Source organism: Tautonia sp. JC769 (genome assembly GCF_040717455.1).
Classification (GTDB): domain Bacteria; phylum Planctomycetota; class Planctomycetia; order Isosphaerales; family Isosphaeraceae; genus Tautonia.
This window is the reverse complement of record NZ_JBFEFH010000005.1, coordinates 223,910-247,015: the sequence shown is the minus strand read 5'-3', so window position 1 is coordinate 247,015 and position 23,106 is coordinate 223,910. Positions and strand designations below refer to the sequence as shown.

Sequence of the window (23,106 nt, the reverse complement as noted above, 5' to 3'; positions counted from 1 at the left end):
GGGGATCAGCGATTCAGGCGGATGGGACGCTCGTCTCCGGGTCGCAATTGGGGGAGCGTCCGCGACCGGGAACGAGGGGAGTCGTTCGGTCGGACGGCGATCTGCTCATCGGGGGAGGTCGCCGATTCCCGCCTCGCGTGCGAGAGCCATCGAGCATGAAGGTCCTCGGCATCTTCGAATCCGTAAACGGTCTTCAAGGCCGGTTCGAGGCCGAGGCGTTGCGAGGCTCGGACGAAGGCGAGGAATCGGGCCGGCGAGTCGAGTTGCACCAGGTAGCGGGTCAAGGACGCGCTCTGGGCCATGAACAGGTCCCAGTCCCGGTCGTTGGGCCCCGATGCGCCCATCAAGGGGCCGGTGCGGAAGACCCGGCCGGCCGAGAGGGAGGCGTCGAGGTCGGCCAGTCGGGCCGACTGGGCGTCGGTCGGCTCGGCGAGGATGGCCATTCCCTCGTCGGCCCAGCGGGGGATCTGCTGGTTCGGGAAGAGGTCGGCAAGCACGACGTGGGAGACTTCGTGCGGGACGACGGCATCGAGCAGCCGATCGGCATCGGCGCGGAGGTTGATTCGTCGCGAGACGACGCGGCCTCGGCTCAGGTCGAGGGTCGAGAACCCGGGGGACTCGGCGCTCTGGCCGGTCATTCGGGCAAACGTCGACCCGTCCGGGTAGAGGTACAGGTCACAGCGGGGGGACCATGCGGGGGCCTCGGACTCGGCTCGGTCCCAGAAGCGAAAGAGATCCCTTCGGATGGTTTCGACCCGTTGCGCAAGCTGACGAGCCAGGGCGGGATCGACGTGGAGAATCCGGAAGTTCTCGGTTTCGAGGATCTGCCAGGTGCCGGAAGTCTTGGGAACGCCACCCGGTTCGGACTGCCCCCGGACGACGAAGGCGCTCGGCCTGGCCCCGACGGTGGCCGAGCGTTCGGTGGCCAGGCGGCGGAGGTATTCGCTGAACCAGATCTCGGGGGCCAGGGCGCGGACCTCCCGGATCTCGGCGTGGATGGCGGACCACTCGGCCGGGGTGCTGGGCTGGGCGTTGATCCGCCTCGCCACGGCGACGAACCGGCAGTAGGCCCAGACCCCCTTGTGCGATTCGGGCAACTGCCCGCGCCGGGCGAGCAGGGCGTAGACCCGGCCCGCCTCGTCGTACTTCTGCGAGCGGAAGGCGGCATCGGCCGATCGGAGCACCTCGGCGAGGGTCTGGCCCTGGTCGGGGGCCGGATCGAGGGCGACCGGCTGCGGATTGGGCGTTGCTTGCGGTTGCGGCCCGGGGGCGCCGGTCGTCGCCTCGGCGTCGTCTGCCGGGTCAGCGGTCGGGTCCGGGGCCGGGGCCGGGGGCTTCGAAATGGCCTCGGCCGTCGGATCGGAGCCCGGCGAGTCCTGCTCGACGGTGCCCGCGGGAGCCTCCTGGACGGGAGACAGCCCGGGTGATTCCGGGGGGGGGAGCGGCGGATTTCCCTCGGGTTGCGGGGCAGGGGGGGGCGACTGCTCCGGGGGAGTGGCCGGCTCGGGGGCCTCGGCTTCGTCCGAGGATCGGGAGACGGCCGGGTCGGTCGGGCGTCGCGACCGATTCAGGATGAGGAGATTCTCGCGATAGAGGCGGGCGCGGCGGGAATCTCCCGCGGCCTCGGCCTGGGAGGCGGCCCGATCGTAGGCCCGCCTGAGGTCATCGAGCACGGCCGGGCGATCGGCCGAGGCAACCGTCAGCAAAGCCGATTCCAGCAATGTCACGGCCGCCGGACCGTCGCCCCGGCTGAGCGCCTCGCGACCGGCCAGGAGGTCGGCGGGGGGATCGTCCGCTCGGGCCTGGTTCGGCGCGGCGGGCAGCAACAGCAGGGCCGCGGCCATCAGGGCGGCGGTCGGGGCGTTGAGCCGGTGCATGACGGTCCGTGTCCTCGGTTGTGGCCAACCCGGTCCGGGCGGACAGGCCGTCTTGATCCGGGGCGGATCAAGGCGGTCTCCGGCATGCTTCAACACGTCACGTCGTCGGTGGGGCAGCGTCAATCGGGTGTGGTGGACGGGCCGAGAGGCCGGGGTCCGTCGCGGCGGGTCAACCCCTGCATCCTTGGGGTTCGTCTCGCCGAGTCAGGGAGCATCGCTCGCGTCGTCAATCTCGATGAGGGTCGGACACGTTGCGGTGCGAATCCTGTGGGCATTCCGGGGCGGAGTATGGCCGGCTTCGGGCGATCGGTCAAGGCGATCTGACACATTCTCTGGAACCGGGGCCGGCGCGAGTGTGTCTGGCAACCCGGGCGAGACGGATGAGTCCTCCAGCCCGTCGGATGATCGGGCTGAGCGATCGGGGGCGGCCTTGGTATACTCAACGGGCTGGCCGGTTCGTCCGACCTTTTCGGGAACGGAGCGTCGTCCATCCTCCCTGGCGAAGCGAGCGAACGATGCGAATCATCGCCGGAATCCGGCGCGGGCATACGATTCAGGGGCCGGGCGATTCGAGGGGGACGCGGCCGACCAGCGACCTCGTCCGGGAGTCGATCTTCAACATCCTCGGCCCCGAGGTCGAGGATCGTCCCGTGATCGACCTGTTCGCCGGGACCGGGGCGCTGGGGCTGGAGGCGCTGAGCCGGGGGGCCGTCTCGGCCGTCTTCGTCGAGAAACGGCCGCAGAACGCCGCCGTCATCCGGAAGAATCTCGCGGCCTTGCGGTTCGAAGGGCTGGCAGACGTCGTCGTCGGCAATGCCTATGCGTGGGTCAACCAGTTCGAGCCGACGGGCGACGACGGGCCGGCCGTCGTCTTCCTCGACCCGCCGTACCGGGAGTACGAGCAGGGCGAGAAGAAGCTCCGGGCCATGATCCAGGCCCTCGTCGACCGCCTGCCGGGCGGCTCGACCATCGTGGCCGAGGCCGGCCGGGCGCTCGGCCCCGAGTTCCTCCCCGACCCGGACGCCTGGGACCTGCGCCGCTACGGCGACACGCACGTGGCGATCCGGACGCTTTGACCAAGGGACCGCAGGAGCGTTTGAGGCGATGGGAGAGCAGACGCAGGCTCGGCGAGTGCCGGCGGATCAGGGACGTCGGCGCGAGTTCGCGGTTCAGGTCGTCCGGGGGCTCCGGGACGCCGGGCATCAGGCGCTCTGGGCGGGCGGCTGCGTCCGCGATCTGCTCATCGGCCTGACGCCGAGCGACTACGACGTGGCGACCGACGCCCCTCCCGAGCGGGTGATGCAGATTTTCCGCCGGACGGTCCCGGTGGGCGTGAGCTTCGGCGTGGTCAAGGTGATCGGCCCGAGGGGGGCAGGGGAGGTCGAGGTGGCGACCTTCCGGAGCGACGGGGCGTACATCGACGGCCGACGCCCCGAATCGGTCGTCTTCAGCAGCCCCGAGGAGGACGCCTCGCGCCGGGACTTCACGATCAACGGCATGTTCTTCGACCCGATCTCGGAAGCGATCATCGACTACGTCGGCGGGAAGGAAGACCTGGATCGCGGGCTCCTCCGCGCGATCGGCGACCCGGCCGCTCGATTCAAGGAGGACAAGCTTCGCCTGGTCCGGGCGGTCCGGTTCGCCGCGCGGTTCGGCCTGCGGATCGAACCGGAGACCGAGGCGGCTTTGAGGGCGATGGCCCCGGAAATCACCGTGGTCGCGGCCGAGCGCATCGCCCAGGAACTGCGGCGGATGCTCGTCCATCCGAGCCGGTCGGCCGCCATGCGCGTCTTGATGGACTTCGGGCTCGCGGCCGTCATCGTGCCGGAGCTGCTGTGCCTGGTCGGGGTGCCGGCCGGGGTCGCGGCGAGGCCCGATCGCGACCGCTGGGAGCAGACGCTCGCCGTGATCGATGCCCTGCCGCACGACCCTTCGTTCGGGCTGGCGCTGGCCGGCTTGTTCTGCGAGGTCGGCCGAGGGGCGACGGGCTCGGATCCGGTCGAGGCGTTGGATCGCGCGGCCGATCGCCTGAAGTTCGCGAATGTGGAGCGCGATGCGGCCCGCTGGCTCGTCTCCCATCACGCGGCCCTGGTCGAGCCGAAATCGCTGCCCGTGGCTCGCCTGAAGCGGCTGCTGGCCGAGCCGGGCATCGCCGAGTTGCTGGCGCTGCATCGGGCCGCGGCCGAGGCGGCCGATCTGCCGATCGGCCACGTCTCGTTCTGCGAGCAATATCTCAGGGACGAGCCGGACGGGCCCATCCGTCCGGTCCCGTTGATCGACGGCAATGACCTGAAGGCGATGGGGTTGCGTCCCGGTCCCGCGTTCAAGCAGTGGCTCGACCGGTCGTACGATGCGCAGCTCGAAGGCAAGGTGGCCAATCAGGGAGAAGCGATCGCCTGGTTGCGTCGGCAGATCGAGGCCGACGGGTCGGGGTCGGCCTCGATCTGACTGATCACATCGAGCGAGGTCAGGAGCCGTTCTGATCGGCGGTCTGCGCGCCGGTCGGGGCGACGATCGGGACGCCGATGATCCGGCCGTGGTAGACCATGGCGCCGTCGACAAAACCCTGGGTCTCGAAAATGGTCTGACGGCGGTGGAGCCGCTGGGCCTTGCCGGCGATCACCAGGCGATCGCCGGGGCGGACCTGCCCCCGGAACCGGACGTCCTCCATGCCGCCGAAGCCGAGGAAGCCGTTGGGCACGAGCTGGACGGCCTGGCAGAAGTAGCTGCAGAGCTGCGCGGCGACCTCGCAGATGAGGACCCCCGGCATGAGCGGGAAGCCGGGGATGTGCCCCCGGCACCAGAACTCGTCTCCGGTGATGTCCTTGTAGCCGACGATCAGATTCTGCTCGGTATCGATCCGGACGATCGCCGAGAGCTGCTCCATCTCGAACCGCTGCGGGTTGAAGCGACGGATGTCTTCCTGATCGGCGATGACGTGGGTCAGGTCGATTTCGCTGGGAGTGATGAACGCGACAGGTGGCATGAGTTGATCGGTCCCCTCCGGGAGCCGTCTCGCGACCTCGGCAAACGCGGGACACCGTCGAAACACGGGCCTCCGGCCCGGTCGGCTCGGCTAGCGTGGTCAAAACCCCCTCCGGGGCGGAAAGACCTAGGTATGATGACGACCTCGTCCCCCTGAGACAAGTCATTTCTTCTCCGTGCTTCCCCGTGCCCCTCGAACCGTTATGTGCCGGATCGGCGTCAGTTGCGGAGCGGGCGCAGGGGAGGCACGCCGAGGTTTCAATCCTCCACGCCGAGCCGGACGCTCGGCGGGACGACGATCGGCAGCAGGTCGATGGCCTGAAGCGCGGCGACCAGGTCGGCCTCGGCCGCCGGGTGCGTCATGATGACCAGCGGCACGGGGGCGTCGGGGTGGTCGTCCTCCCCCGGATCGTGCTGGATGACGCTGGCGATGCTGACGCCGTGCTGGCCGAGGATCTGGGCGATCGTGCCGAGCACTCCGGGGCGGTCGGCGATCATGAATCGGAGATACGAGCGACCCCGGACGTCTCGGGGAGAGCAGAGCCGGGGGGCGGGGGCGTCGGCCGGCCAGAGGTCCAGCGATCGGGCGGTCAGGGCGGCCCGGCCGGTGATCACGTCGATCAGATCCGCCAGCACGGCCGAGGCCGTGGGACCGGCCCCCGCGCCGGGGCCGGACATCAGGCTCGACCCGACGGGGTCGCCGAGGGTCCGGATCGCGTTGTCGGGGCCGGAGACCTCGGCCAGGGGAGAGCCCCGGCGGACGAGCCGGGGGGCGACGCGCAACTCCAAACCGGCGGCCCCGTGGTCGCGGGCCACGGCCAGGAGCTTGACGGTGTAGCCCAGTTCGGCCGCGTACTGGATGTCGGAGGCCTGCAACGTGTCGATCCCCTGCCGGGGGATCATGTCGGTCGTGACCGAGGCGCCGAAGGCGAGCTGGGCGAGGATCGCCAGCTTGTGGCTCGTGTCGGTGCCGTCGACGTCGAGCGTCGGGTCGGCCTCGGCGTAGCCGAGCCCCTGGGCCTGCCGGAGCGCCTCGTCGTACGAGAGGCCCGACCGGGCCATGCTCGACAGGATGAAGTTGCAGGTGCCGTTCAGGATCGCCGCGAGGCTCGAGAACCGGTTGGCCGCCAGCCCGACCCCGATGGCATTGATGATCGGGATGCCGCCGCCGACCGCCCCCTCGAAGGCCACGGCGCGACCGGCCCGGCGGGCCGCGGCGAAGATCTCGGCGCCGTGCTCGGCCAGCAACGCCTTGTTGGCCGTGACCACGTCCTTGCCGGCGTCGAGCGCGGCGAGGACGGCCGTCCGGGCCGGCTCGATGCCCCCCATCAGCTCGACGACGACCGAGGTCTCCGGGTCGGTGGCGACCCGGATCGGATCCGATGCGAAGCGATCCCGAGCGATCGGCACGTCTCGGGGCTTCCGAGGGTCACGGACCGCGACCCTGCGGACGACGACGGCCCGACCGACCCTCCGGGCGAAGGCCCCTTGCCGATCTTCGATCCTCCGGGCCACCTCCGCCCCGACGGTTCCCAGGCCCAGCAGGCCGATGGCGACCGGTTGCATCGATCCTCCAGATTCCTTCAAGCGAGCGCGATTCGAGTTGCGAGCGTTTTGATCGGGGAGGGCCGAGGCGACACACGCCTCGGCCGTCGACTCGACGGCGATCGGGACGCTCCGAACGCGGCGATGGCCGATCCGCGGATCGGCACCCCGAGGCGACCGAAGCACGCGAGGCTCGTCGGTCGATTCGGGTCGGTCCGCGGGATCGGCCATCTTACGATGATCGTCCTCGAACGATCGAGCCGGACCTGGGCGTCGGAGCGGGAATTAGTCCAGCGGCTTGATCCGGATGTTCCGGAACTGGACGAGGCTGGGCGACCCGGTGTACTTGCCGTCTCGGTAGCCGCCGTGGTGCTGGAGCGAGAGCGGGCCTTCTTCCGGGGCGCCGGGCAGTTGGGCCTCGTCGAGCACGGTGACGTCGTTGAGGACGACGGTCAAGCGGTCCCCCTTCATGGTGATCTGGAAGGCGTTCCATTCGCCGACCGGCTTGTCGGCCTGGGTCTTCGGCGTGACGCCGGCGCGGACCTCGGGGGGCAGCGAGCGGTCCATCCGGTAGCCGTAGACCTCCCCGGAGCCGATCGGCCAGCACCAGATGTTCACCTGGCACTTGCTCGAACCGCGGAGGAAGACGCCGGAGTCGGAATCGGGGAGCGCCAGGGCGATTTCCTCGCCTTTGATGTCGCGGGCGTGGGTGCCGTCGGGCAGGACGTACCGGACGTTCGGGTTGATGTTCGGCGTGTCGGTGATCTTCCACTCCAGCTCCAGGACGAAGTCGCCGTACGACTCCTTGGAGACAAGGTCCTTGACCCCCTCGGCCTCGCTCCGGGCGTCGTAGTCGATGACCGGGCCGCCATCGGCCTCGATCACCTTCCAGTGCCCGCCGTCCCCCTCGGGGACGATCCAGTGGTCGAGGTCGCCGTCCTTGAACAACCAGGTCCAGCCTTCGTCGTCGGCGGACAGGGCAGGAGCGGCGGCGATCGCCACGGCAGCCAGCGCGGCGCAGAGCGAGGAGTGGAATCTCATCAGTCGGAACCTCCCGGGTGGGGTCGTCAATCGAACGAGCGGGCCTCGCGATCTGCAAGGACGCCCAGGCCTGTCACGCTATCGGGCCCGACGCGGCTCGTCAATCGTCCGGCGGATCGAGAATTCTTGACGATTCTCGGGATTGAAGCGATTGAGCCGGGGGAGCGTTGTACGGAAGTCCATCGACACGGCCTGGCAAGCATCGTAAACTACGATCAATCGCCGAGATGACGCAAAGCGGGGAAACTGCGCATCACACGACCAGCCCGAGGGAGGCGTCGATGGGACCTGCCGAAATCGTCATGAGTCTGAAGGAACTCTGCGCGGAGGAAGGCCCCAAGATCCGCACCGAGACGATCGTCGAGTGGATCGATCGCCAGGGCGGCTTCGAGTCCGAGGCCGAGCTGATCGCCTACGCCAAGAAGATGAAGGCCCGGCAATTCGCCCGGCAGTTGACCTACGAGGACGAGGAAACCGGGCTCAAGATCAAGCGGCTCTGGAGCTTCCGAGACCCGGTCACCCGGGAACGCTACTACAACGACATCCTGCAACTGCCCGAGGAACAGCGCCGCCGCCTGATCATCCAGTACTCGCATTTCCTCGACCAGCTCCGGTCCGTCCGCCGGGCCATGGCCGACTATTTCGCCGGCCAGGAGTTCTTCCCCTTCTACGTGGGGGCGGAGGCGGACGGCGACTTCGAGGACGAGTGACCGGCCCCGGGGTCGGGACCGGCCGATCGTCTGCCGCCCCGGGGAGGCCGGGCGCGCCGCGGCGATTCAGTTCGGCCGGGGACGCGGCGTGTCTCGGATGGCCACGCTGCTGCTGCGCAGGTAGAAGGTCTTCGAGAGCTCGGGGACGACCTCGGCATCGGGTTGGGGGAGCAGGCGGATGCTCCGCTTGAAGGTCTGCGATTCGCCCTCCGGATCGGTCAGGACGATGGCCAGGGCGCAGTCGCGATCGGCGCTGAGGCTCCGGGCGTCGATCGCGATCTGATCGAGCCGGACCGGGTCGCCCTGGGTCTGCTTCACCTGTCGGACGACCGGCCGGAACCGGCTGCCGGGGTTCGCCGGCCTGACCTCGACCTTCCAGCCCTGCTCGACCCCGGAGATCTGGAGGTCGAGCTTCACGGTGTTGTTCACCGTCTCGATCCTGGGCGTCGGGGTCGGCCTGGGGGCGGGTTCGTCGGCCTGGGCGGCGCCTGCGACGGCCAGGGCGAGCAGCGTGACGAGCGTTCGGGGGCGAGCGACGATCGGCATGGGGAGCGGCTCCGTTTGCCTTCCTTGGTCGGGAGTCGGCGACCGAAACACCGAAGGTCCGGGCGGGACCAGGGGGGTCGCCGAGCGGGACAGGACTCCTTCCTTGGAGCGCCGCGCGGGGCCGATCATCGGGGGAGAGCAGAATCAGGCCCGGAGGTCGCTTGAAACCGCCGGGCCGGCGCGGATCGTCGGCAGGTGAGCCGGTACTCTATCCCGAACGTCCGAGGGGGGCAAGGCCGACTCGAAGGCCGGGAGCGACCGGCGGGTGATCGGCTGCCCGGCCGCGTCGGGGCGGGGGGGATCACATGGTCCGGCCCCCGTCGATCACCAGGATCTGGCCGGTGGTCAGCGTCGCGCGGTCGGCCAGGTAGAGGATGGCCTCGGCGATGTCGTCGGGCGAGGCGGGGCGTTGCAAGGGGGTCAGGGTCATGGCCTGCTCGATCATGTCCTGGTGATCGGCGAGCCATCGGGTCTGCACCGGGCCGGGGGCGACGGCGTTGACCCGGACCTCGGGCGCGAAGGCCCGGGCGAGGCTTTTCGTCATGGTGATGACGGCCCCCTTGCTCGCCGCGTAGGGGATCGAGCTGCCCGAGCCGGCGATCCCGGCCACCGAGGCCACGTTGACGATCGCGCCTCGCGATTCCTGCAAGAGCGGCATGGCCGCCCGGCACGCATAGAAGAGCCCCTTGACGTTGAGCTGGAGGATCGAATCCCAGACCTCCTCGGTCAAGGCGTCGAGGTCGCGATGGGCGATGAACCGGGTGGTCGCGGCGTTGTTGACCAGGGCGTCGAGCCGGCCGAAGGCGTCCCGGGTCGAGGCGACGAGCCCCCGAACCTCCTCGTCGGCCCCCGCGTCGGCCCGGACGACCCGGACATCGGTCCCGCGAGACCGGACGCCGTCGGCGGTCTCCTCGGCCTCGGCCTGCGATCGCGAGTAGTTGACCATCACGTCGTATCCGGCCTCGGCGAACTGCCAGGCCGCGGCGCGTCCGATTCCCGCCGCCGACCCCGTGACCAGCGCCACCCGTCGTCCTGCCATGGTTCACGAACTCCCCGGGTCCGAGGTGTTGCAAAGGGGGCGCGGCCCCGGGACCATCCTCCGGCCGCCGACCGGTCGGCCCCTCGGGGCCGGATTGTGGTACTCTAGTGCGATCGCGGTCGGCGGGCCATGACTCGGCGATCGCTCGCAGGCGAAAAATCTCAAATGAGCCGACCCACCCTCGCACCGAACCGCGGGCCGAAACGGCCCGACGAACCATGAACCGAATCGACGCCCTGTTCGCCCGCCTCCGATCCGAAGGACATCGGGCCCTGATGCCCTTCCTGACCGCGGGCGACCCCGACCTCGCCACGACCTCGGCCTTGATCCGGGAGGCGGTCCGACGCGGTGCCCACATGATCGAGGTCGGCATCCCTTACTCCGACCCGATCGCCGACGGGCCGGTCATCGCCGCCAGCTACCAGCGGGCGCTCGACTCGGGGATCAAGCTCGGGCCGATCTTCGAGATGATCGCCGCCTTGCGCCGGGGCGAGGGGGGCGATGCGGTCGAGGTGCCGATGGTCACCATGTCGTCGTACGCGATCATCCACCGTCGCGGCGTCCAACGGTACCTCGACGAGGCCAAGGCCGCGGGCATCGACGGCCTGATCGTGCCCGACCTGCCCGTCGAGGAGGCCGGCCCGCTGGCCGAGCTGGCGAATGGGCTGGATCTCCGGCTCATCCAGCTCATCACCCCCCGGACCCCCCGCGACCGCGCCGCCGCGATCGCCCGGACGACGACCGGCTTCATCTATTACGTCTCGGTGGCCGGGATCACCGGCGAGCGGACCGAATTGCCGCCGGACCTGTCCGAGACCGTCACCTGGCTGCGATCGCAGACCGAGCTGCCGATCTGCATCGGCTTCGGGATCAGCCGTCCCGAGCACATCCGGGCCCTGGCCCCGGTGGCCGATGGCCTGATCGTCGGCAGCGCCCTCGTGCGGCGCCTCGCCGATGCCTCGGAGATTCCTCGCGAGCAGCTCGTCGATCGGGTCGGCGCGTTCATCGAGGAGCTGGCCGAGGCGTTACCGTCCTGACCTCCGGGCGCATTGGGGGGCCTCGCCGCGGCGAGGCCCCCGAGGCCCCGGCGGCCTCCCCGCCCTCTCAGGCGGTGGCCTTTGAGGCGAGGCGGTCCTGGATGACCGCCCGGTACGCGTTCGGGTCGGTCCCCTTGGGGGAAGCGATGCCGATGCCCACGCACGCGCTGATCGGGACGATCCGGACGATATTCCGCTCCTGATCGCCCAGCAGGGCGACCCGGGTCTCGCCGAGCTGCGCCGTGTTGTCCCAGTGGCATCGCGACGCGGAGCCGTCGGCCAGGAAAAGCATGACCTCGGGCATGCCGGCGTCGCGCAATTGCTGCCAGAGTTCCGCGATCTTGTCTCCCATGCGCGTGCTCCCCCTCGGAATCGGGCCCGGCCGGGGTCTGGACTGCAAACCCTCGCGGCCGTCCCTTTCCAGGACTCTAGGACACGCATCGCGATCGTCGGCGCGTGGCGACCGGTCAGCCGAACCCCGGGGCGACCGGCGGGTCAGCCGGAGGTGCAATATTTCGGCCCTTTGCCCGTCAAGAGCCAGTGGGGCTCGACCCGGGTCAGCGCGAGGAATCGCAGCAGGACCTCCCCGGGGATCGGCTCGCCCTGCTCATACTCCGACCAGCGATGGAAGGGCAGGTGGAGCGACGAGGCGAGCAGGGGACCGCCGTGCTCCCCGTACAACTCGATCCGGACGTCGCGGACCCGGGTCGCCAGCTCCATCCGGATCGACGGCCAGTCCCAGTTCTCGGGGAGTACGAAGCGATTCATGGCGGCTGGGAGGCCTTCGGGATCGCCGAAGGGCGGGCGAGGGGATCGAGCGTGATCGGGACGGGTTATTTCTCTAATTTAGCTTGTCGCCCCCGCCGCGTCCAGTCTTCCAAAACGCCCTGCCGGGTCCGCGTCGCGCGCGAGCCGGCCCGGCCCGCGGAGTCCGGGCCGAGGGGGGCGATCGCTTCGGTGAGGGGGGAAATTCCGACGGCCGGGGCGGATTGACAAAAAAAGTCTGTCGCGGGGCGCGGGGGTTTACGGTTCTCGGTCTGGCGAGTTGAGCAGCAGGGATTCTTGTCGCTGCGATGAGGCAGCAAGGGTCTCACGACTCTCGACGATCGCGCTTTACTGCAGGCGAGGGAATCGTGCTGGCGACACTGATCTCAACCCGATGCCTGGCAGATCGAATCCGCCGGGCCTATCTTCGTCGGCGTCCATGGTGGACGGGCGTGGATCCCGATGCAGCGGTCTGGTCGGCCTCGGCGGCGGCATTGATCGACGCCCACTGGTCGAATCCGAACCTCCCGCTGGATCCCGAGCTGTTCGTGATCGCGCAACCGCAATGCCCCTCGATCGCCGACCCGTGGGGCGACCTGGTCGGGCCGTTGGCGGTCAGGCGCTATCGGCGCCGCGTGGCTCGGATCGTGCGGCGGCTTCGCGCGGAGCTGCGCGCGGAGCTGCGCCTGGTCCGCGCGCGGGGAGCCCGTGGGATCGCGGTCGAATCGCAACTGGCGAAGGGCGGACGCGGCCTCTCGCCCCTCGGCCGCTACGTCGCGGCCATCCGGCTGGGCCGCCCTGACCTGGCCGCCTCGCTCCGAGACGATGCCCTGCGTCAACACGACGGCTGCCCGCTCTATCAGCTGGCGTGTCGAGGCCTCGTGCCCGATGACCATTATCCGGCCACGATCGACACGCCTTCCCCCCTGGCTCCGCTGCCGGTAGGTGCTTTCGTGGGCTGGAATTAGGTCGAATTGTTCCGGCCCGAGCCCCGGGGAGGGGATCGCCGGCCCCGGACGGGGCTGCACGAGGGGTGTCTGGATGTCGCGTCGCGTGCAATCCTTCTGTAGCGAGAATGGCCCCGCCGTCGGGAGGATTTCCCTTTTCTTTCCAGACGTCTCTGTGGCACGATAAAACCATATAATTTCACCGGGCGTTCGCCATCGGACGGCCGACTGCGTCTCTGCTAAACATAGCCGCAGCATGGGCCTCCGCCCTCGAGACCAGAACTGGAGAGGATTCCCATCATGCATGGCTCGTCGGGACACTCGTTTGATGGTCTGTTCGCTCGTGCGCAGTCCGGAGACAAGGACGCCTGGGAAGAGTTGTTCCGCCAATGTTATCCGAAGGTCATCCGGGTCGTCCGCAGGCGCCTGAACCAGCCGATGCGGTCGCTCTACGATTCGGCCGACTTCGCCAGCGACGTGTGGCGGAGCCTGCTCGCCAAGTCGGATCGGTTCGATTTCCCGAACATCCATTCCTTGCTGGCCTTCCTGGAAAAAGCCGCGACCCAGAAGGTGATCGACGAGCACCGGAAGCTGCATAGCCAGAAACGCGATCAGACGAGGACCATGAGCCTCGACGCCGCCCCCGAAGGCTTCTCCGTCGGCATGCAGGTCCCCTCGACCGACCCGACCCCCAGCCAGTACGCCGTGGCCAACGAGGGCTGGCAACGGGTGAACGAACGACTCGACGAGTCGCATCGCCGCGTGCTCGAGATGGCTCGCCAGGGGTACTCCACCCGGGAAATCTCCGAGACCGTCGGCTGGAGCATGCGCAAGGTCCAGCGGGCCCTGAAAGAGCTGGGCGACGCCTGGGACTCCGACGAGGGGTCCGGATCATGAACGCCGACGCTCCGGGGCGTCAGCCAGTCGATCCCCCTCCGGATCCCGCCACGACCCGATTCCAGGACCTGCGAGGACTCTGGCAGCGCGAAGGGGAATCCCCGTCGGTGCTCGTCGGCCTGGTCAAGGCCGACCTCCAGCGCCGCTTCGACGAGGGGGAGCGCCCGGCCGTGGCCGCGTACCTCGACGCCCTCCCCGTCCTGCGCGAGGACTCGAACTGGGTCCTCAGCCTGCTGTACGAGGAGTTCTGCCTGCTCGAAGAGGTGGGCGAGGCGCCCGACCCCGACTCCTTCTGCAACCGCTACGAGCCGTGGCGCGACTCGCTGATCTCGCAGCTGAACTACCACCGGGTCATCAGCCAGGCCGCCGGCGGGATGCCCCGGCTCCCCCGGTTCCCGGAGCCCGGCGAGTATTTCAAGAAGTTCCACCTGCGGTCGATCCTCGGCCAGGGCGGGGCCGCCCGCGTGTTCCTGGCGGAGAACGACGCGCTGGGAGGTCGGCCCAGCGCCCTGAAAATCTCGGCCAATCGGGGCGAAGAGCCGTCGATCATGGCCCGGCTGAAGCACCGGAACATCATGCAGGTGCATGCGGTCGACTTCGACGAGGAGTCGGGGCTGCGAGGGCTCTGCATGCCCTACCTCCCCGGCCTCCCGCTCGACCAGATCCTGCAACGGATGCGGTCGACTCGTCCGGAAGATCGGACCGCGCAGACCTTGCTGCAGGCGACCGCCCCCGAAGGGCAGAGCATCAGCCTCGACCAACCGGGCTGGGCGGATTATCCGAACGGCTCGTACGTGGATGCCTGTATCTGGCTGGCCGCCCTTCTGGCCGATGCCCTGGCCCACGCTCACGAGCACGCGGTGCTGCACCGCGACGTGAAGCCGGCCAACATCCTCGTGTCGTGCGCCGAAGGCCCCCAGCTGCTCGACTTCAACCTCGCCCACGACCCGAACACCCCCGAACGGGCCGAGAGCGCCTTGCGGGGCGGGACGCTGCCGTACATGGCCCCCGAGCAGCTCCGGGCCTTCCTCGACCCGAACCACTGGGAGGATGTCGGCCCGAGCGCCGACGTCTACGCGCTGGGGCTTGTCCTTCGAGAGCTGCTGATCGGCACCCGCCCTGAGGCCCCTCCGGCCGATGTGCCGCTGCCCCGGACCATCAACGATCTGCTCGACGTCCGCTTCAAGGGATGGCCCGCGACCCGCCGTGACAACCCGAAGGTGCCGCACGCGCTGGACGCGATCATCACGCGCTGTCTTGCCTTCGAACCGGGCGATCGTTACCCGTCGGCCGCCGCGCTTGCCGAGGATTTGCGGGCCCTCTTGCGTCGTCGACCCCTGGTCCATGAGGTCAATCCCAGTCTTCGAGAACGGCTCGGCTACTGGGTCGTCCGTCATCGTCGCACGCTTGCCTTGGCTGCCGGAGCCGCCTTGATCCTGGTCTGTGGGATTGCCGCCGCCAACACGTACTTCAAGGTCGATCAGGTCGAGCAGGTCGATCACCTGGAGATGGGGCTTATCTACCTCGCTCGGTCGCAGAGCGCCGCCAATTCCGAACAGATGACCATCGAGTATCGAGACCTGGCGAGATGGCACTTTCAGAAAGTGATTCAGCCGGATCCGAAGTCGCTGGAGGCCCGAAGCAGGAATCTGCGTGCCTACCATGGTCTTGCCCTGCTTGCCCGGGCCGAGGGAGATGATCGGACCCTCGGCAGGATGCTCTCGCGAGCGATCGCAACCTACGAGGCGGTCCCCCGGGAGACGGTTTCGAATCTCGAGCAAGAAGACTGGTTGAGGGAACATCGTCCGTACGTTGCGAACCTGTATTTGCAGAAAATCGAGGCCGCGAACACGAAATTCAAGCCCTTGCTTGAGAATGGCCTGATCCGCTCCGAGGAAGCCCAGAAGCTTGCGATCGAGCTTCGCCGGGTCGAGCCCGATATCGAGGCCGCCTTGCTCTACTCCGAAGGCACCTCGCTCGAATTGCGAACCAAAATTCATCTGGCTGCGGCATTCACGTATAATTTGATCCTCACTCAGGCGGAAGTTCCGCGGGAACGGGAGCATTACACCCGGCAGTTCGAGGCCATTGTCGACCGCGCCCTCGATCAGATCGATCGCGAGGACATGAGCGGCACTATGAGCGATGAAGAAGGGCGTTTCGCCCGGCTTCGCAGCGGGGTCGCCTCCTGGAATGAACGTATGAGTCAGCAGGAATGAGGTCTCGAGGTCTATTGGCGGCTGTTCCAGGTTCAAATGTCAGCCCAGGTTGATTGGCATTCGGCTTGAACCTGGCGGAGCATCTCGGCCATTTCGAGGGAGTACGACTCGTCCGTTTGCGTGGGGGTCGTCTCGGTCTGCGGGGTCGGAGACGTGTCGATCAGCGGCGGGAAGTCCAGGGGAGCCACGCTGACGGGGACGATTCGGGATGTCAGACCATCGACACCCGGGACGAACCGAGAGGATCGCAGCGAACGATTTCGACGGCGAGAAGCGAACATGGCAGGGCCCTATGAACGGACGGGGTCCGCAAGAATCGATACGTCGAATTCCCGATTGTGTGCCGGGATAAACCCCGGGCGCACCCGATCGGCGCTCGGCACATCGAGCGCCGACGTCATCCAGCCGGATCAAACTCGATCTGATTTCTTCATCGGATCGATGGGTCGGGAGTTGGAGGAAAACTCGCGACCCGGTCGGCATGAAGGTGAGACTGATCTGGCGAGGGCAGGTGCTGGGCGGTGGTTGTTTCCGCCACAATGAGGACCGGATTCCCGGGCCGGTCGCGACACGCTTTTCGGCAATCGCGCGACACGCCGATCCGGGGAGAGAAATCCCTAGCTCATGGCGAGCCAGGCCATGGCGAGTACAATCGCCGCATGAACCGACCAGAGGACGGTACGGACCCAGTTGCCCCTCACGAGCGACCGGCATCGCCCGGCGTCGAACCCAAGCGCCAGTCGACGGTGCAAGGGGACCTGGACCGCCGCCGTCACGACCCACGTCAGGCCGGCGACGATCAGCCCCGCGACCGCGAGCCATCCGGGGGTGCCCGGCGGGAGCAGCACGACCAGCCCCGCGGCACTGACCAGCTCGGCGAGCATCGCGGGCCCCACGACCGGCCCGATGCGCCGCACATGCTCGGCATGGTAGCGGCCGAAGGCGCCGGGACTCACCTCGACCAGCAGGGGATAATGGACCACCTGGACCAGCCAGATCAGCCCCGTCATGAACAGGGTCGAGCCGAGACACGTCAGGAGCAGCAGCACAGCCATCAGCGCCCCTCGGAGAATCCGGTTACCCCATGCCGCTGCCCGCGATGACCCGCCCGGAGCACCCGGCATGATTGACGATCAGGCGATGGCGTCGCATGCGTCGCCAAAGGACATTAGTACGCGATGATGCTCGGTATGGCGTGTTTCCGAAAAAAATATCTTACGACCCCGCCAGGGCCGCGACAAGCAAAGTCGACATCGTCCGGCGGGGCGGCCGGGGCCTCGCAAGCCATCGTCCTCGGAAGGCCCGTGGTGACGAACCCGGGCCGTCGATTCACGTCCCGATCCACGCCGTTCAGTCCAGGAGAGGAGTGCCGCGATGCCCCGTCGTTCGGATGCTCGTGACCTGCAATCGCTGCTCGTCAGACTCGTGCGACGCGACCCCCGATGGTTGGTCGCCCTTCTGATCATCGCCGGCCTCCTCCTCCTGCTCGAGCAGGGGCGGCGCAACCCGACGGCGCAACGGCCCGTCCCTCCCGCATCGACGGAGGGATATTTGTTCTGTTTCTGGAATGTCGAGAATCTGTTCGATGACGAGGACGACCCCCGCAATCAGGACCCGCTGGATGCCTGGTTCGCGGACGACCCGGGCGCGCTCCGCCGCAAGCACGAACTGCTGGCCGACGCGCTGCTCTCGCTGAACGAGGGCCGAGGCCCGGACATCCTCGCGCTGGTCGAGGTCGAGAACCTGAGGGCGGTGGAGCTGCTCCGCGACGCCCTCAACCGCCGCCTGCCGACCGACTGGCACTACACCGGCCTGGTCCACCGGGACAACATCTCGGGGCGGCGGATCGAGCCGGCGTTCCTCTCCCGACTGCCCTTCGACCCGGCCGGCATCCAGACCTTCGCCCCCGGACGCCGGCTGCTCCGCGCCAGGATCACCCTCGACGGCCAGCCGCTCGATCTCCTGGTGGGACACTGGACCAGCCGCCTCACCGACCAGGACGGGGCCAAGCGCCTCTCCTACGCCCGGGAGATGTACGCGACCTATCAAGCGATCGAACAGGCACGACCGAATCCGGTCGATATGCTGATTTGCGGCGATTTCAATGACGAACCCGACGACGAATCGCTCCGGCTCGGCTTGCGGGCGACGGGAGACGAGTCGGCCGTCATCGCCTCGGCCGGCGCCGACCAGCCGCGGTTGCTCAACCTCCTGGCAGGGCTCGACCCCGAGCGGTTCGGGACGTACCGCTATCGCAATCGCTGGCAGATCCTCGATCACCTCGTCGTGTCGCCCGGCCTGCTCGACGACCGGGGGTGGTCGGTCGTGCTCGGCACGACCCGGACGGTCAGCGACCCCTCGATCCGGGATGGCCGGGGCGGACCCTTACGCTTCGGCAACGAGGACAACCCCAATCCCCGGGGCCCCTCCGACCACTTCGCCGTCTGCGTCCGGTTGCGCCCTCCCCGCCAGGAGCCGGCGGGCGGGGACCAGGGCCTGGCGATGTCCCCCCCCGAGGGCCTCGACCCTGGGCGGGAGTTGCTTCCCGCCCGCTCGGGGCAGCAGGTCACTCCGACTGGCTCATCAGGACCGGGCGCCCCCTCGACGCGTCCGGGCGTCGGGCCTGCGCGATCACTTCACGGAAATGCCCCTGGGTATCCTGGGGCACTTGCGGGTGGGACGAGATGACCCCCTCGGCCCAGTCCGGATAGGTCTCCACCAGCCGACCCATCAACGAGACGAACCATCCCGCCTCCTGGATTTGGTCGACGAGCAGGCGTTCGATCAAGGGGCGGAACGTCTTGGCGACGGCGCGCCAGCCCTTCGAGTCGACCTTCACGAACGCCTCGACCTCGTGCTGGATCCAGGGGCTGCCGCCCGCTTCCTTGTAGTAATTGGTGTGCACGATCAGGACGATCCGGCCCTCGAGCTGGGCCGAGCCCCGCGGGCTGCGGTATTCCAGCTTGCAGAGCAGCGCGTGCATCTGGGGCGATCGCAGCACGAAGCTCCAGGTCGCCGTCGTCCCGTTCCCATCCGTCCCCTGATACAGCCCCGGCGCGATCTGCATGAGCCGGGCCGGGCTGGTGCTCAGGTCCTGCCAGAGCGCCAGCGTCAGGGCCGGTTCGTTCAGCAGGCTCAGATATAATTGCGGGTTGCAGGGGAAGGTCTCCGGCTCCCCCTTGTGGTGGAAGCTGTGCTCGGTGATCACCTCGGCCACTTCCGCGCGGGCCTCCGGGGCCACCAGATGCAGCGGAAGGACCTCCGACGGGTCAATCCGACGATTCCCCAGCAGCCCCGATGACCCCGGGCCGGCGCCCGCGGTCGCCACCACCGCCGCGGCCACGATCACGGCCGTCAGCGTCCTGCTCGGCACTCGCCTTCTCATGGATCTCACCCCTCGATCGAGCCTCCCGGCGACGTCAACCACGCCGCCGGTCCCGATCTCTCGCATCCCTGCTCAATCCCCGTCGGCCAGCCGCGATCCGGCCTCCCTGTTAGCTTCTTGATCGGCCCCCCGTCCCCGGGAAAATAACAAGAAAAGACCCGTCCCGAGAATTTCGGCCCATTTTGGTAAGCCTGGAAATTTGGGCTGTTGTGCCCCGGCCAACCTGATCTTGCCGGACTGACCCGGATCGTTAGGATGGGCGTCGCCCTCTGCGGGAGGGCATTGAGGGATCGAGGTCGAACATCGAGCCGGCTGACGCAGGGAGGCGACCATGCCGCTGGGACGAGGGGCACGGATGGGGCTGGGGTTCGTGGGCGTCGCGGGGTTGCTCGCGGCGGCCGGGCTGGCGCTGACGATGGCACCTTCGGAGGATCCGGCGGCCGACCCGGGCCGATCGGCGGCCGCCGAGGCCGCTCCGGCCGCCGAGAGCCGGCCCGCAGGGGGTCTGTCGGGGCGGGCCGGACAGCTCGCGCAAGGGGATGCCGAGGCCTTGATTCAGGTGCACGACGCCCTGAAGGCGGCCCCGGGGCCGGTCCAGGACGCATCGCCCGCGGCCGAGCCGCTGACCGAGGATCAGTTGAACGCCTGGCTCGACGACCTGGCGGGCCTGGCCTCCGGATTCCGCCGGTTCGGCCCGGTCGATCGCAGCCGGGTGATGGAGCTGGTGGGCCTCGGGCTCGGCCGGATGACCGTCAATCCGGTCCCGGACCGCTGGATCGAGGCCCTAACCCCCTCGGCCGAGCTGCTGACGGTCGGGCTGGCCGACGCCTCCCCGGCCGTCCGGGCCGAGGCGGCCGAGGTGCTCGGGCAGGTCTGGTCGTGGCAGCCCGGGGCCCCCATCTGGCCCGACGCCGAGCGGACCGTGGCCACCTGGAAGAACCGCCTGCACACGCCCTTGCTCTCCTTGCTCGACGACCCGGAGCCGGGCGTCCGGCTCGCCGCGGTCATCACGCTCGGCAAGCTGCCGATCGACGCCATGGCCGAGCCGGCGGTGGCCCGGCTCGCCGACGACGTCCCGGCCGTCCGCATGCAGGTGCTCACCAGCTTCGCCCACCGCCGCGACATCCTGACCGACGACGAGGTCCTGCCGCTGCTCTTCGATCCGGAGTCCCCTGTCGCCCTGGCGGCGCAATTCGTGCTCAAGGCCCGAGGCCTGGATGACGACCTGATCGGCCTGGCCAAGCTCCTCCACCATCCCCGGGCCGACCTGCGGGTCTCGGCCATCGCCCAGATCGAGCGGCGAGAGGACATCGACCCGATCGTCTGGCTCGACCGCCTCTCTCGCGACGAGGACGAGCGGGTCCGCACGCAGGCGATGGAGGCCCTCAGCCGGCTCTCCTCTCCCGACGCCCGCCGACGCCTCGCCGAGATGGCGGCGTCCGACCCCTCGCAGACGATCCGGGACGCCGCCCGTCGCGTGCTCGACGACCTGACGGCCGACCTCCCCCCGCTCCCCGGCTCGCCCGATCTCTATCCCAGGGCCAACTGACCGATCCGGGCACGATCCTCGCGATCACCGCTCCGTCACCCAGCGAACGCCCCGCCGATCGACGCGGGGCGTTCGCATGCGCGCCGGGCGGGGCATGGCGGGGGCTGCTCCCGGCCTGTCCGGATCGAAGGATCTGCCGCCGGAGCGCCGGCCAGGCTCGGGGCCTTCGCTCGCGAGGCTCCCTTGCCAGACCGAAGTGCCCGGAGGAGCTGTCTTTGGTGGATCCGATGTTGCGGACCGATCCCTTTACGTCATCAAGGGATCGGTCCGCACCGCGGACCCTGAGAACGAACTCTGATCCTGGCGACTCGGTATCGGGCAGCGATCCCGAGGGAGCCATACCCTGGCGGTCCGATCAGAAGAACATCGCCACCCGGAACCAGACGACGTTGAAGTTCTGGATCGGGTTGGTCCGGGCACCGTTCCCCTGGTCTGGCTGGGAGACGGGCCAGGGGATCGGGCGGTTGAACTCGTCGTGGACCCAGTTGACGCTCAGGCGGACGTACTTGTTGGGCCACCAGTTGTAGGCGAGCATGACCTCGTTCAACCGGGTCGCCCACTCGGGGTCGGCGAAGCCCCGGCGGATGTCGTTCTGGTCGACGTTGAGCAGGGAGTACTGGAATCCCAGCTCGTGGGCCCCGATGCCGTACTCGTTGTTGGACGGATTGAACGGGCGGTTGGGCATGATGGTCGGGAAGCCGCCGGTGCCGTCGCCGGTGTAGCGTTCGCCCGTCAGGAAGTACGACCCCGTGACGTAGAATCCGTGCTGAATCGAGGTGCCGCGGGCCGCCGGAGAGGCGAGCTCACGCGACTGGTAGACGTACTCCCCCAGGAAGCTGAAGCGGCCGTAATAGAAGAGGTGGGGGGCGACCCGGATCCGCTCGCCGAGCGCCCGGACGTCATCCCGATAGGAGAAGAACGGCACGTTCGACGCGGTCACGTACTGCCGGTTCAGATTCGGGACGTTGGTGCCGGCGATCACCGTCGGCACGTCGAAGGCGTCGAGCATGTAGTTCTGCCAGCCGACCTGGGTGCTGACGCCGAAGCCGAGATTCTGGAGATCCTCCATCTCTGTCGCCATGAAGGGCGTGACGGTCAGCGAGCTGATGAAGTCGACATTGTCATCCAGGTCGACGAACCCGGCGGGGATGCCCGTGAAGACGCCGCTCTGATACTGGAGCCGATTCTGGAGCAGCTTGCCCCAGGCCATCACGCCCGGCTGCCGCTGGGCGGAGAACTGGCTCAACGGCGAGTAGCTGATCGCCGGGACGAGCATCGGGAAGGTCGCGTAATCCTGGTAATAGAACGGGGCCAGGAAACGCCCGAACTTGACCATCAGCCGGTCGTCGTAGTGGACGTTGACGATCAGGTCGAGCAGGCTGATGTCGCCGAGGCTGGTCTGCTCGGAGACCTGGTACTCCCAGTTCTTCGTGATGTTGCCGTAGAGGTAGAGCCTCTGGTACGGGATGTTGAAGCCCTTCCACTCGGTCGGGGCGTTCTGGCGGTCGTAGAAGGTGCCGTCGGCCGTGATGATGTTCTGGACGTTGAGGACGAATTCGCCGTCCTCGTCGGAGAACTGGAAGAAGCCGCCCGCGAAGTTGTAGCGGTACGAGCCCTTCAGATCGACCTTGAGCGGCTCCCGCTGGCCGACGCGCTGACCTCGGCCGACGCTGCCTTGCCCTCCTCCCGAGCCGGAACTCCCTCCCGAACTGGAACCGCCGCCGCCGCCGCCCCCCGCCGAGAACGTCCCCTCGCCGCTCGAATTGGAGTAGCCCGCGGTCGGGTTGCTGCCGTCCGAGCTGCCGCCGGACCCGTCGCCCCCCTGGCCCCCGCCGCTGGACTGCTGACGCCCCGAGCCCGACGACGCCCCCGACCCCGCCTGATGACCCCCGTACAGCTCGCCGAAGGATCGGTGCTCGATCGGGATCGACCCGTGAGGCATCACGAATGTCCCCGACGAGGGCGGGGCGGCCTGCTCGGGGCCCCGGCCCCCCTTGAACGACTCCAGCTCCGACTCGAGTTCGGCGACGCGCTGCCGGAGCGCCTTGACGTCCTCGACTTCGCGTTCGAGGCGTTGCATCCGCTGCAACAGGAGGTCGGTGCTGTCGGGCCCGGCGTCCGCGACCGGGGCCGGCTCGGAACGGCCCAGCGGCGACGTCCCGGGAGGAAGGGGGGAAACCTCGGGCACGGGGGGGAGCGAAGGGGCGGGAAGGGCGGGGGGGAGATCGACCTGGGCGTGCGCGGGGGGCCCCTGGATCATCGCCGCGGGCATCATCAGCACCAGCATCACACAGGGTGAGTGCCGCATCCAATTACTCCAATCGCAGGCGCCGGCAGCTCTCTCGGAGTCACCACACGCTTCGCCCCACCCACTCACTCGGACGGGGCCGGGAACGCGAAACGCACGAGACGCTTGCGGGTACGATCGGCAGCACCGGGCCCGAAGCTTGATCCAATTGGCCGAATCGCTGGGACCGTCATGATCAACGGGACATGCCTCACGGCCCCCGGTCTCAGACCGGGGGCCGTGAGGCATGCTGGCGATGGGGGCGGGATTCCGGGCG

19 protein-coding genes and 1 pseudogene are annotated in these 23,106 nt (G+C 68.6%); 9 read left to right on the top strand and 11 right to left on the bottom strand.

Features of this window, described 5'->3' with window-relative positions; genetic code table 11:
- Positions 1–5 precede the first annotated feature (5 nt).
- Positions 6–1,877, bottom strand: coding sequence for a hypothetical protein (locus AB1L88_RS07790; protein WP_367096079.1), 1,872 nt, complete (start codon positions 1,875–1,877; stop codon positions 6–8).
- A gap of 515 nt (positions 1,878–2,392) precedes the next feature.
- Between AB1L88_RS07790 and rsmD the strand changes: the two genes are divergently transcribed.
- Together rsmD and AB1L88_RS07780 are read left to right on the top strand one after the other, a co-directional pair.
- On the top strand, positions 2,393–2,953 hold the full coding sequence (gene rsmD, locus AB1L88_RS07785) for a 16S rRNA (guanine(966)-N(2))-methyltransferase RsmD (RefSeq protein ID WP_367096078.1): 561 nt from the start codon (positions 2,393–2,395) through the stop codon (positions 2,951–2,953).
- 28 nt (positions 2,954–2,981) lie between these two features.
- Positions 2,982–4,325, top strand: coding sequence for a CCA tRNA nucleotidyltransferase (locus AB1L88_RS07780; protein ID WP_367096077.1), 1,344 nt, complete (start codon positions 2,982–2,984; stop codon positions 4,323–4,325).
- A gap of 19 nt (positions 4,326–4,344) precedes the next feature.
- Here the strand turns inward: AB1L88_RS07780 and AB1L88_RS07775 are convergent, their stop codons facing one another.
- The 3 genes from AB1L88_RS07775 to AB1L88_RS07765 all read right to left on the bottom strand — a co-directional run bounded on the left by AB1L88_RS07775 (position 4,345) and on the right by AB1L88_RS07765 (position 7,448).
- Positions 4,345–4,863 (bottom strand): 3-hydroxyacyl-ACP dehydratase FabZ family protein, encoded by a 519-nt coding sequence (locus AB1L88_RS07775; RefSeq protein ID WP_367096076.1) that lies wholly within the window; start codon positions 4,861–4,863, stop codon positions 4,345–4,347.
- 257 nt (positions 4,864–5,120) lie between these two features.
- Positions 5,121–6,428, bottom strand: coding sequence for a homoserine dehydrogenase (locus tag AB1L88_RS07770; protein WP_367096075.1), 1,308 nt, complete (start codon positions 6,426–6,428; stop codon positions 5,121–5,123).
- A 264-nt stretch (positions 6,429–6,692) separates the two neighbouring features.
- On the bottom strand, positions 6,693–7,448 hold the full coding sequence (locus AB1L88_RS07765; RefSeq protein ID WP_367096074.1) for a DUF1080 domain-containing protein: 756 nt from the start codon (positions 7,446–7,448) through the stop codon (positions 6,693–6,695).
- Between the two features lie 281 nt (positions 7,449–7,729).
- Between AB1L88_RS07765 and AB1L88_RS07760 the strand changes: the two genes are divergently transcribed.
- On the top strand, positions 7,730–8,158 hold the full coding sequence (locus AB1L88_RS07760) for a hypothetical protein (protein WP_367096073.1): 429 nt from the start codon (positions 7,730–7,732) through the stop codon (positions 8,156–8,158).
- Positions 8,159–8,224: 66 nt separating this feature from the next.
- Here the strand turns inward: AB1L88_RS07760 and AB1L88_RS07755 are convergent, their stop codons facing one another.
- Complete coding sequence (locus AB1L88_RS07755; RefSeq protein ID WP_367096072.1) at positions 8,225–8,704, bottom strand: hypothetical protein; 480 nt, start codon at positions 8,702–8,704, stop codon at positions 8,225–8,227.
- A 301-nt stretch (positions 8,705–9,005) separates the two neighbouring features.
- The gene (locus AB1L88_RS07750) at positions 9,006–9,743 is read right to left on the bottom strand and encodes an SDR family oxidoreductase (RefSeq protein ID WP_367096071.1); all 738 of its coding nucleotides are present in this window, start codon (positions 9,741–9,743) and stop codon (positions 9,006–9,008) included.
- Between the two features lie 218 nt (positions 9,744–9,961).
- Here AB1L88_RS07750 and trpA point away from each other — a divergent pair, with 218 nt between their 5' ends.
- Complete coding sequence (gene trpA / locus AB1L88_RS07745) at positions 9,962–10,780, top strand: tryptophan synthase subunit alpha (protein WP_367096070.1); 819 nt, start codon at positions 9,962–9,964, stop codon at positions 10,778–10,780.
- Between the two features lie 67 nt (positions 10,781–10,847).
- Here trpA and AB1L88_RS07740 read toward each other — a convergent pair whose 3' ends face one another.
- Both AB1L88_RS07740 and AB1L88_RS07735 read right to left on the bottom strand, forming a co-directional pair.
- Entirely contained in the window at positions 10,848–11,132 is a 285-nt protein-coding gene (locus tag AB1L88_RS07740) for a hypothetical protein (protein ID WP_367096069.1), read from the bottom strand.
- Between the two features lie 143 nt (positions 11,133–11,275).
- Entirely contained in the window at positions 11,276–11,548 is a 273-nt protein-coding gene (locus AB1L88_RS07735) for a hypothetical protein (RefSeq protein ID WP_367096068.1), read from the bottom strand.
- Positions 11,549–11,997: 449 nt separating this feature from the next.
- On the opposite strand from AB1L88_RS07735, the gene AB1L88_RS07730 reads away from it, so the two are divergent.
- From AB1L88_RS07730 to AB1L88_RS07720, 3 genes are all read left to right on the top strand, one after another.
- On the top strand, positions 11,998–12,513 hold the full coding sequence (locus tag AB1L88_RS07730) for a hypothetical protein (RefSeq protein WP_367096067.1): 516 nt from the start codon (positions 11,998–12,000) through the stop codon (positions 12,511–12,513).
- A 279-nt stretch (positions 12,514–12,792) separates the two neighbouring features.
- On the top strand, positions 12,793–13,389 hold the full coding sequence (locus AB1L88_RS07725) for an RNA polymerase sigma factor (protein ID WP_367096066.1): 597 nt from the start codon (positions 12,793–12,795) through the stop codon (positions 13,387–13,389).
- Complete coding sequence (locus AB1L88_RS07720; protein WP_367096065.1) at positions 13,386–15,608, top strand: serine/threonine-protein kinase; 2,223 nt, start codon at positions 13,386–13,388, stop codon at positions 15,606–15,608. Before AB1L88_RS07725 ends, AB1L88_RS07720 begins: the two co-directional genes overlap by 4 nt.
- 617 nt (positions 15,609–16,225) lie before the next feature.
- On the opposite strand, the gene AB1L88_RS07715 is transcribed toward AB1L88_RS07720, so the two are convergent.
- Complete coding sequence (locus AB1L88_RS07715; protein WP_367096064.1) at positions 16,226–16,663, bottom strand: hypothetical protein; 438 nt, start codon at positions 16,661–16,663, stop codon at positions 16,226–16,228.
- 319 nt (positions 16,664–16,982) lie between these two features.
- Between AB1L88_RS07715 and AB1L88_RS07710 the strand changes: the two are divergent.
- Positions 16,983–18,053 (top strand): annotated as a pseudogene (locus AB1L88_RS07710) (endonuclease/exonuclease/phosphatase family protein); the annotation flags it as partial.
- A 121-nt stretch (positions 18,054–18,174) separates the two neighbouring features.
- Here the strand turns inward: AB1L88_RS07710 and AB1L88_RS07705 are convergent.
- Positions 18,175–18,981, bottom strand: a complete 807-nt coding sequence (locus AB1L88_RS07705) for a hypothetical protein (RefSeq protein ID WP_367096063.1) — start codon at positions 18,979–18,981, stop codon at positions 18,175–18,177.
- Between the two features lie 343 nt (positions 18,982–19,324).
- Between AB1L88_RS07705 and AB1L88_RS07700 the strand changes: the two genes are divergently transcribed.
- A complete protein-coding gene (locus tag AB1L88_RS07700) occupies positions 19,325–20,542 on the top strand; it encodes a HEAT repeat domain-containing protein (RefSeq protein ID WP_367096062.1) in 1,218 nt (405 codons plus the stop codon).
- 355 nt (positions 20,543–20,897) lie between these two features.
- Here the strand turns inward: AB1L88_RS07700 and AB1L88_RS07695 are convergent, their stop codons facing one another.
- The gene (locus tag AB1L88_RS07695; protein ID WP_367096061.1) at positions 20,898–22,850 is read right to left on the bottom strand and encodes a porin; all 1,953 of its coding nucleotides are present in this window, start codon (positions 22,848–22,850) and stop codon (positions 20,898–20,900) included.
- Between the last annotated feature and the right edge of the window lie 256 nt (positions 22,851–23,106).

Excerpts from the sequence above, each read along its gene's own strand:
- AB1L88_RS07755 (WP_367096072.1), bottom strand. The coding sequence starts at position 8,704 with ATGCCGATCGTCGCTCGCCCCCGAACGCTCGTCACGCTGCTCGCCCTG.
- rsmD (WP_367096078.1), top strand. The coding sequence starts at position 2,393 with ATGCGAATCATCGCCGGAATCCGGCGCGGGCATACGATTCAGGGGCCG.
- AB1L88_RS07765 (WP_367096074.1), bottom strand. The coding sequence starts at position 7,448 with ATGAGATTCCACTCCTCGCTCTGCGCCGCGCTGGCTGCCGTGGCGATC.
- AB1L88_RS07695 (WP_367096061.1), bottom strand. The coding sequence starts at position 22,850 with ATGCGGCACTCACCCTGTGTGATGCTGGTGCTGATGATGCCCGCGGCG.
- AB1L88_RS07790 (WP_367096079.1), bottom strand. The coding sequence starts at position 1,877 with ATGCACCGGCTCAACGCCCCGACCGCCGCCCTGATGGCCGCGGCCCTG.
- AB1L88_RS07735 (WP_367096068.1), bottom strand. The coding sequence starts at position 11,548 with ATGAATCGCTTCGTACTCCCCGAGAACTGGGACTGGCCGTCGATCCGG.
- AB1L88_RS07760 (WP_367096073.1), top strand. The coding sequence starts at position 7,730 with ATGGGACCTGCCGAAATCGTCATGAGTCTGAAGGAACTCTGCGCGGAG.
- AB1L88_RS07720 (WP_367096065.1), top strand. The coding sequence starts at position 13,386 with ATGAACGCCGACGCTCCGGGGCGTCAGCCAGTCGATCCCCCTCCGGAT.
- AB1L88_RS07715 (WP_367096064.1), bottom strand. The coding sequence starts at position 16,663 with ATGGCTGTGCTGCTGCTCCTGACGTGTCTCGGCTCGACCCTGTTCATG.
- AB1L88_RS07775 (WP_367096076.1), bottom strand. The coding sequence starts at position 4,863 with ATGCCACCTGTCGCGTTCATCACTCCCAGCGAAATCGACCTGACCCAC.
- AB1L88_RS07700 (WP_367096062.1), top strand. The coding sequence starts at position 19,325 with ATGCCGCTGGGACGAGGGGCACGGATGGGGCTGGGGTTCGTGGGCGTC.
- trpA (WP_367096070.1), top strand. The coding sequence starts at position 9,962 with ATGAACCGAATCGACGCCCTGTTCGCCCGCCTCCGATCCGAAGGACAT.
- AB1L88_RS07750 (WP_367096071.1), bottom strand. The coding sequence starts at position 9,743 with ATGGCAGGACGACGGGTGGCGCTGGTCACGGGGTCGGCGGCGGGAATC.
- AB1L88_RS07740 (WP_367096069.1), bottom strand. The coding sequence starts at position 11,132 with ATGGGAGACAAGATCGCGGAACTCTGGCAGCAATTGCGCGACGCCGGC.
- AB1L88_RS07770 (WP_367096075.1), bottom strand. The coding sequence starts at position 6,428 with ATGCAACCGGTCGCCATCGGCCTGCTGGGCCTGGGAACCGTCGGGGCG.
- AB1L88_RS07725 (WP_367096066.1), top strand. The coding sequence starts at position 12,793 with ATGCATGGCTCGTCGGGACACTCGTTTGATGGTCTGTTCGCTCGTGCG.
- AB1L88_RS07780 (WP_367096077.1), top strand. The coding sequence starts at position 2,982 with ATGGGAGAGCAGACGCAGGCTCGGCGAGTGCCGGCGGATCAGGGACGT.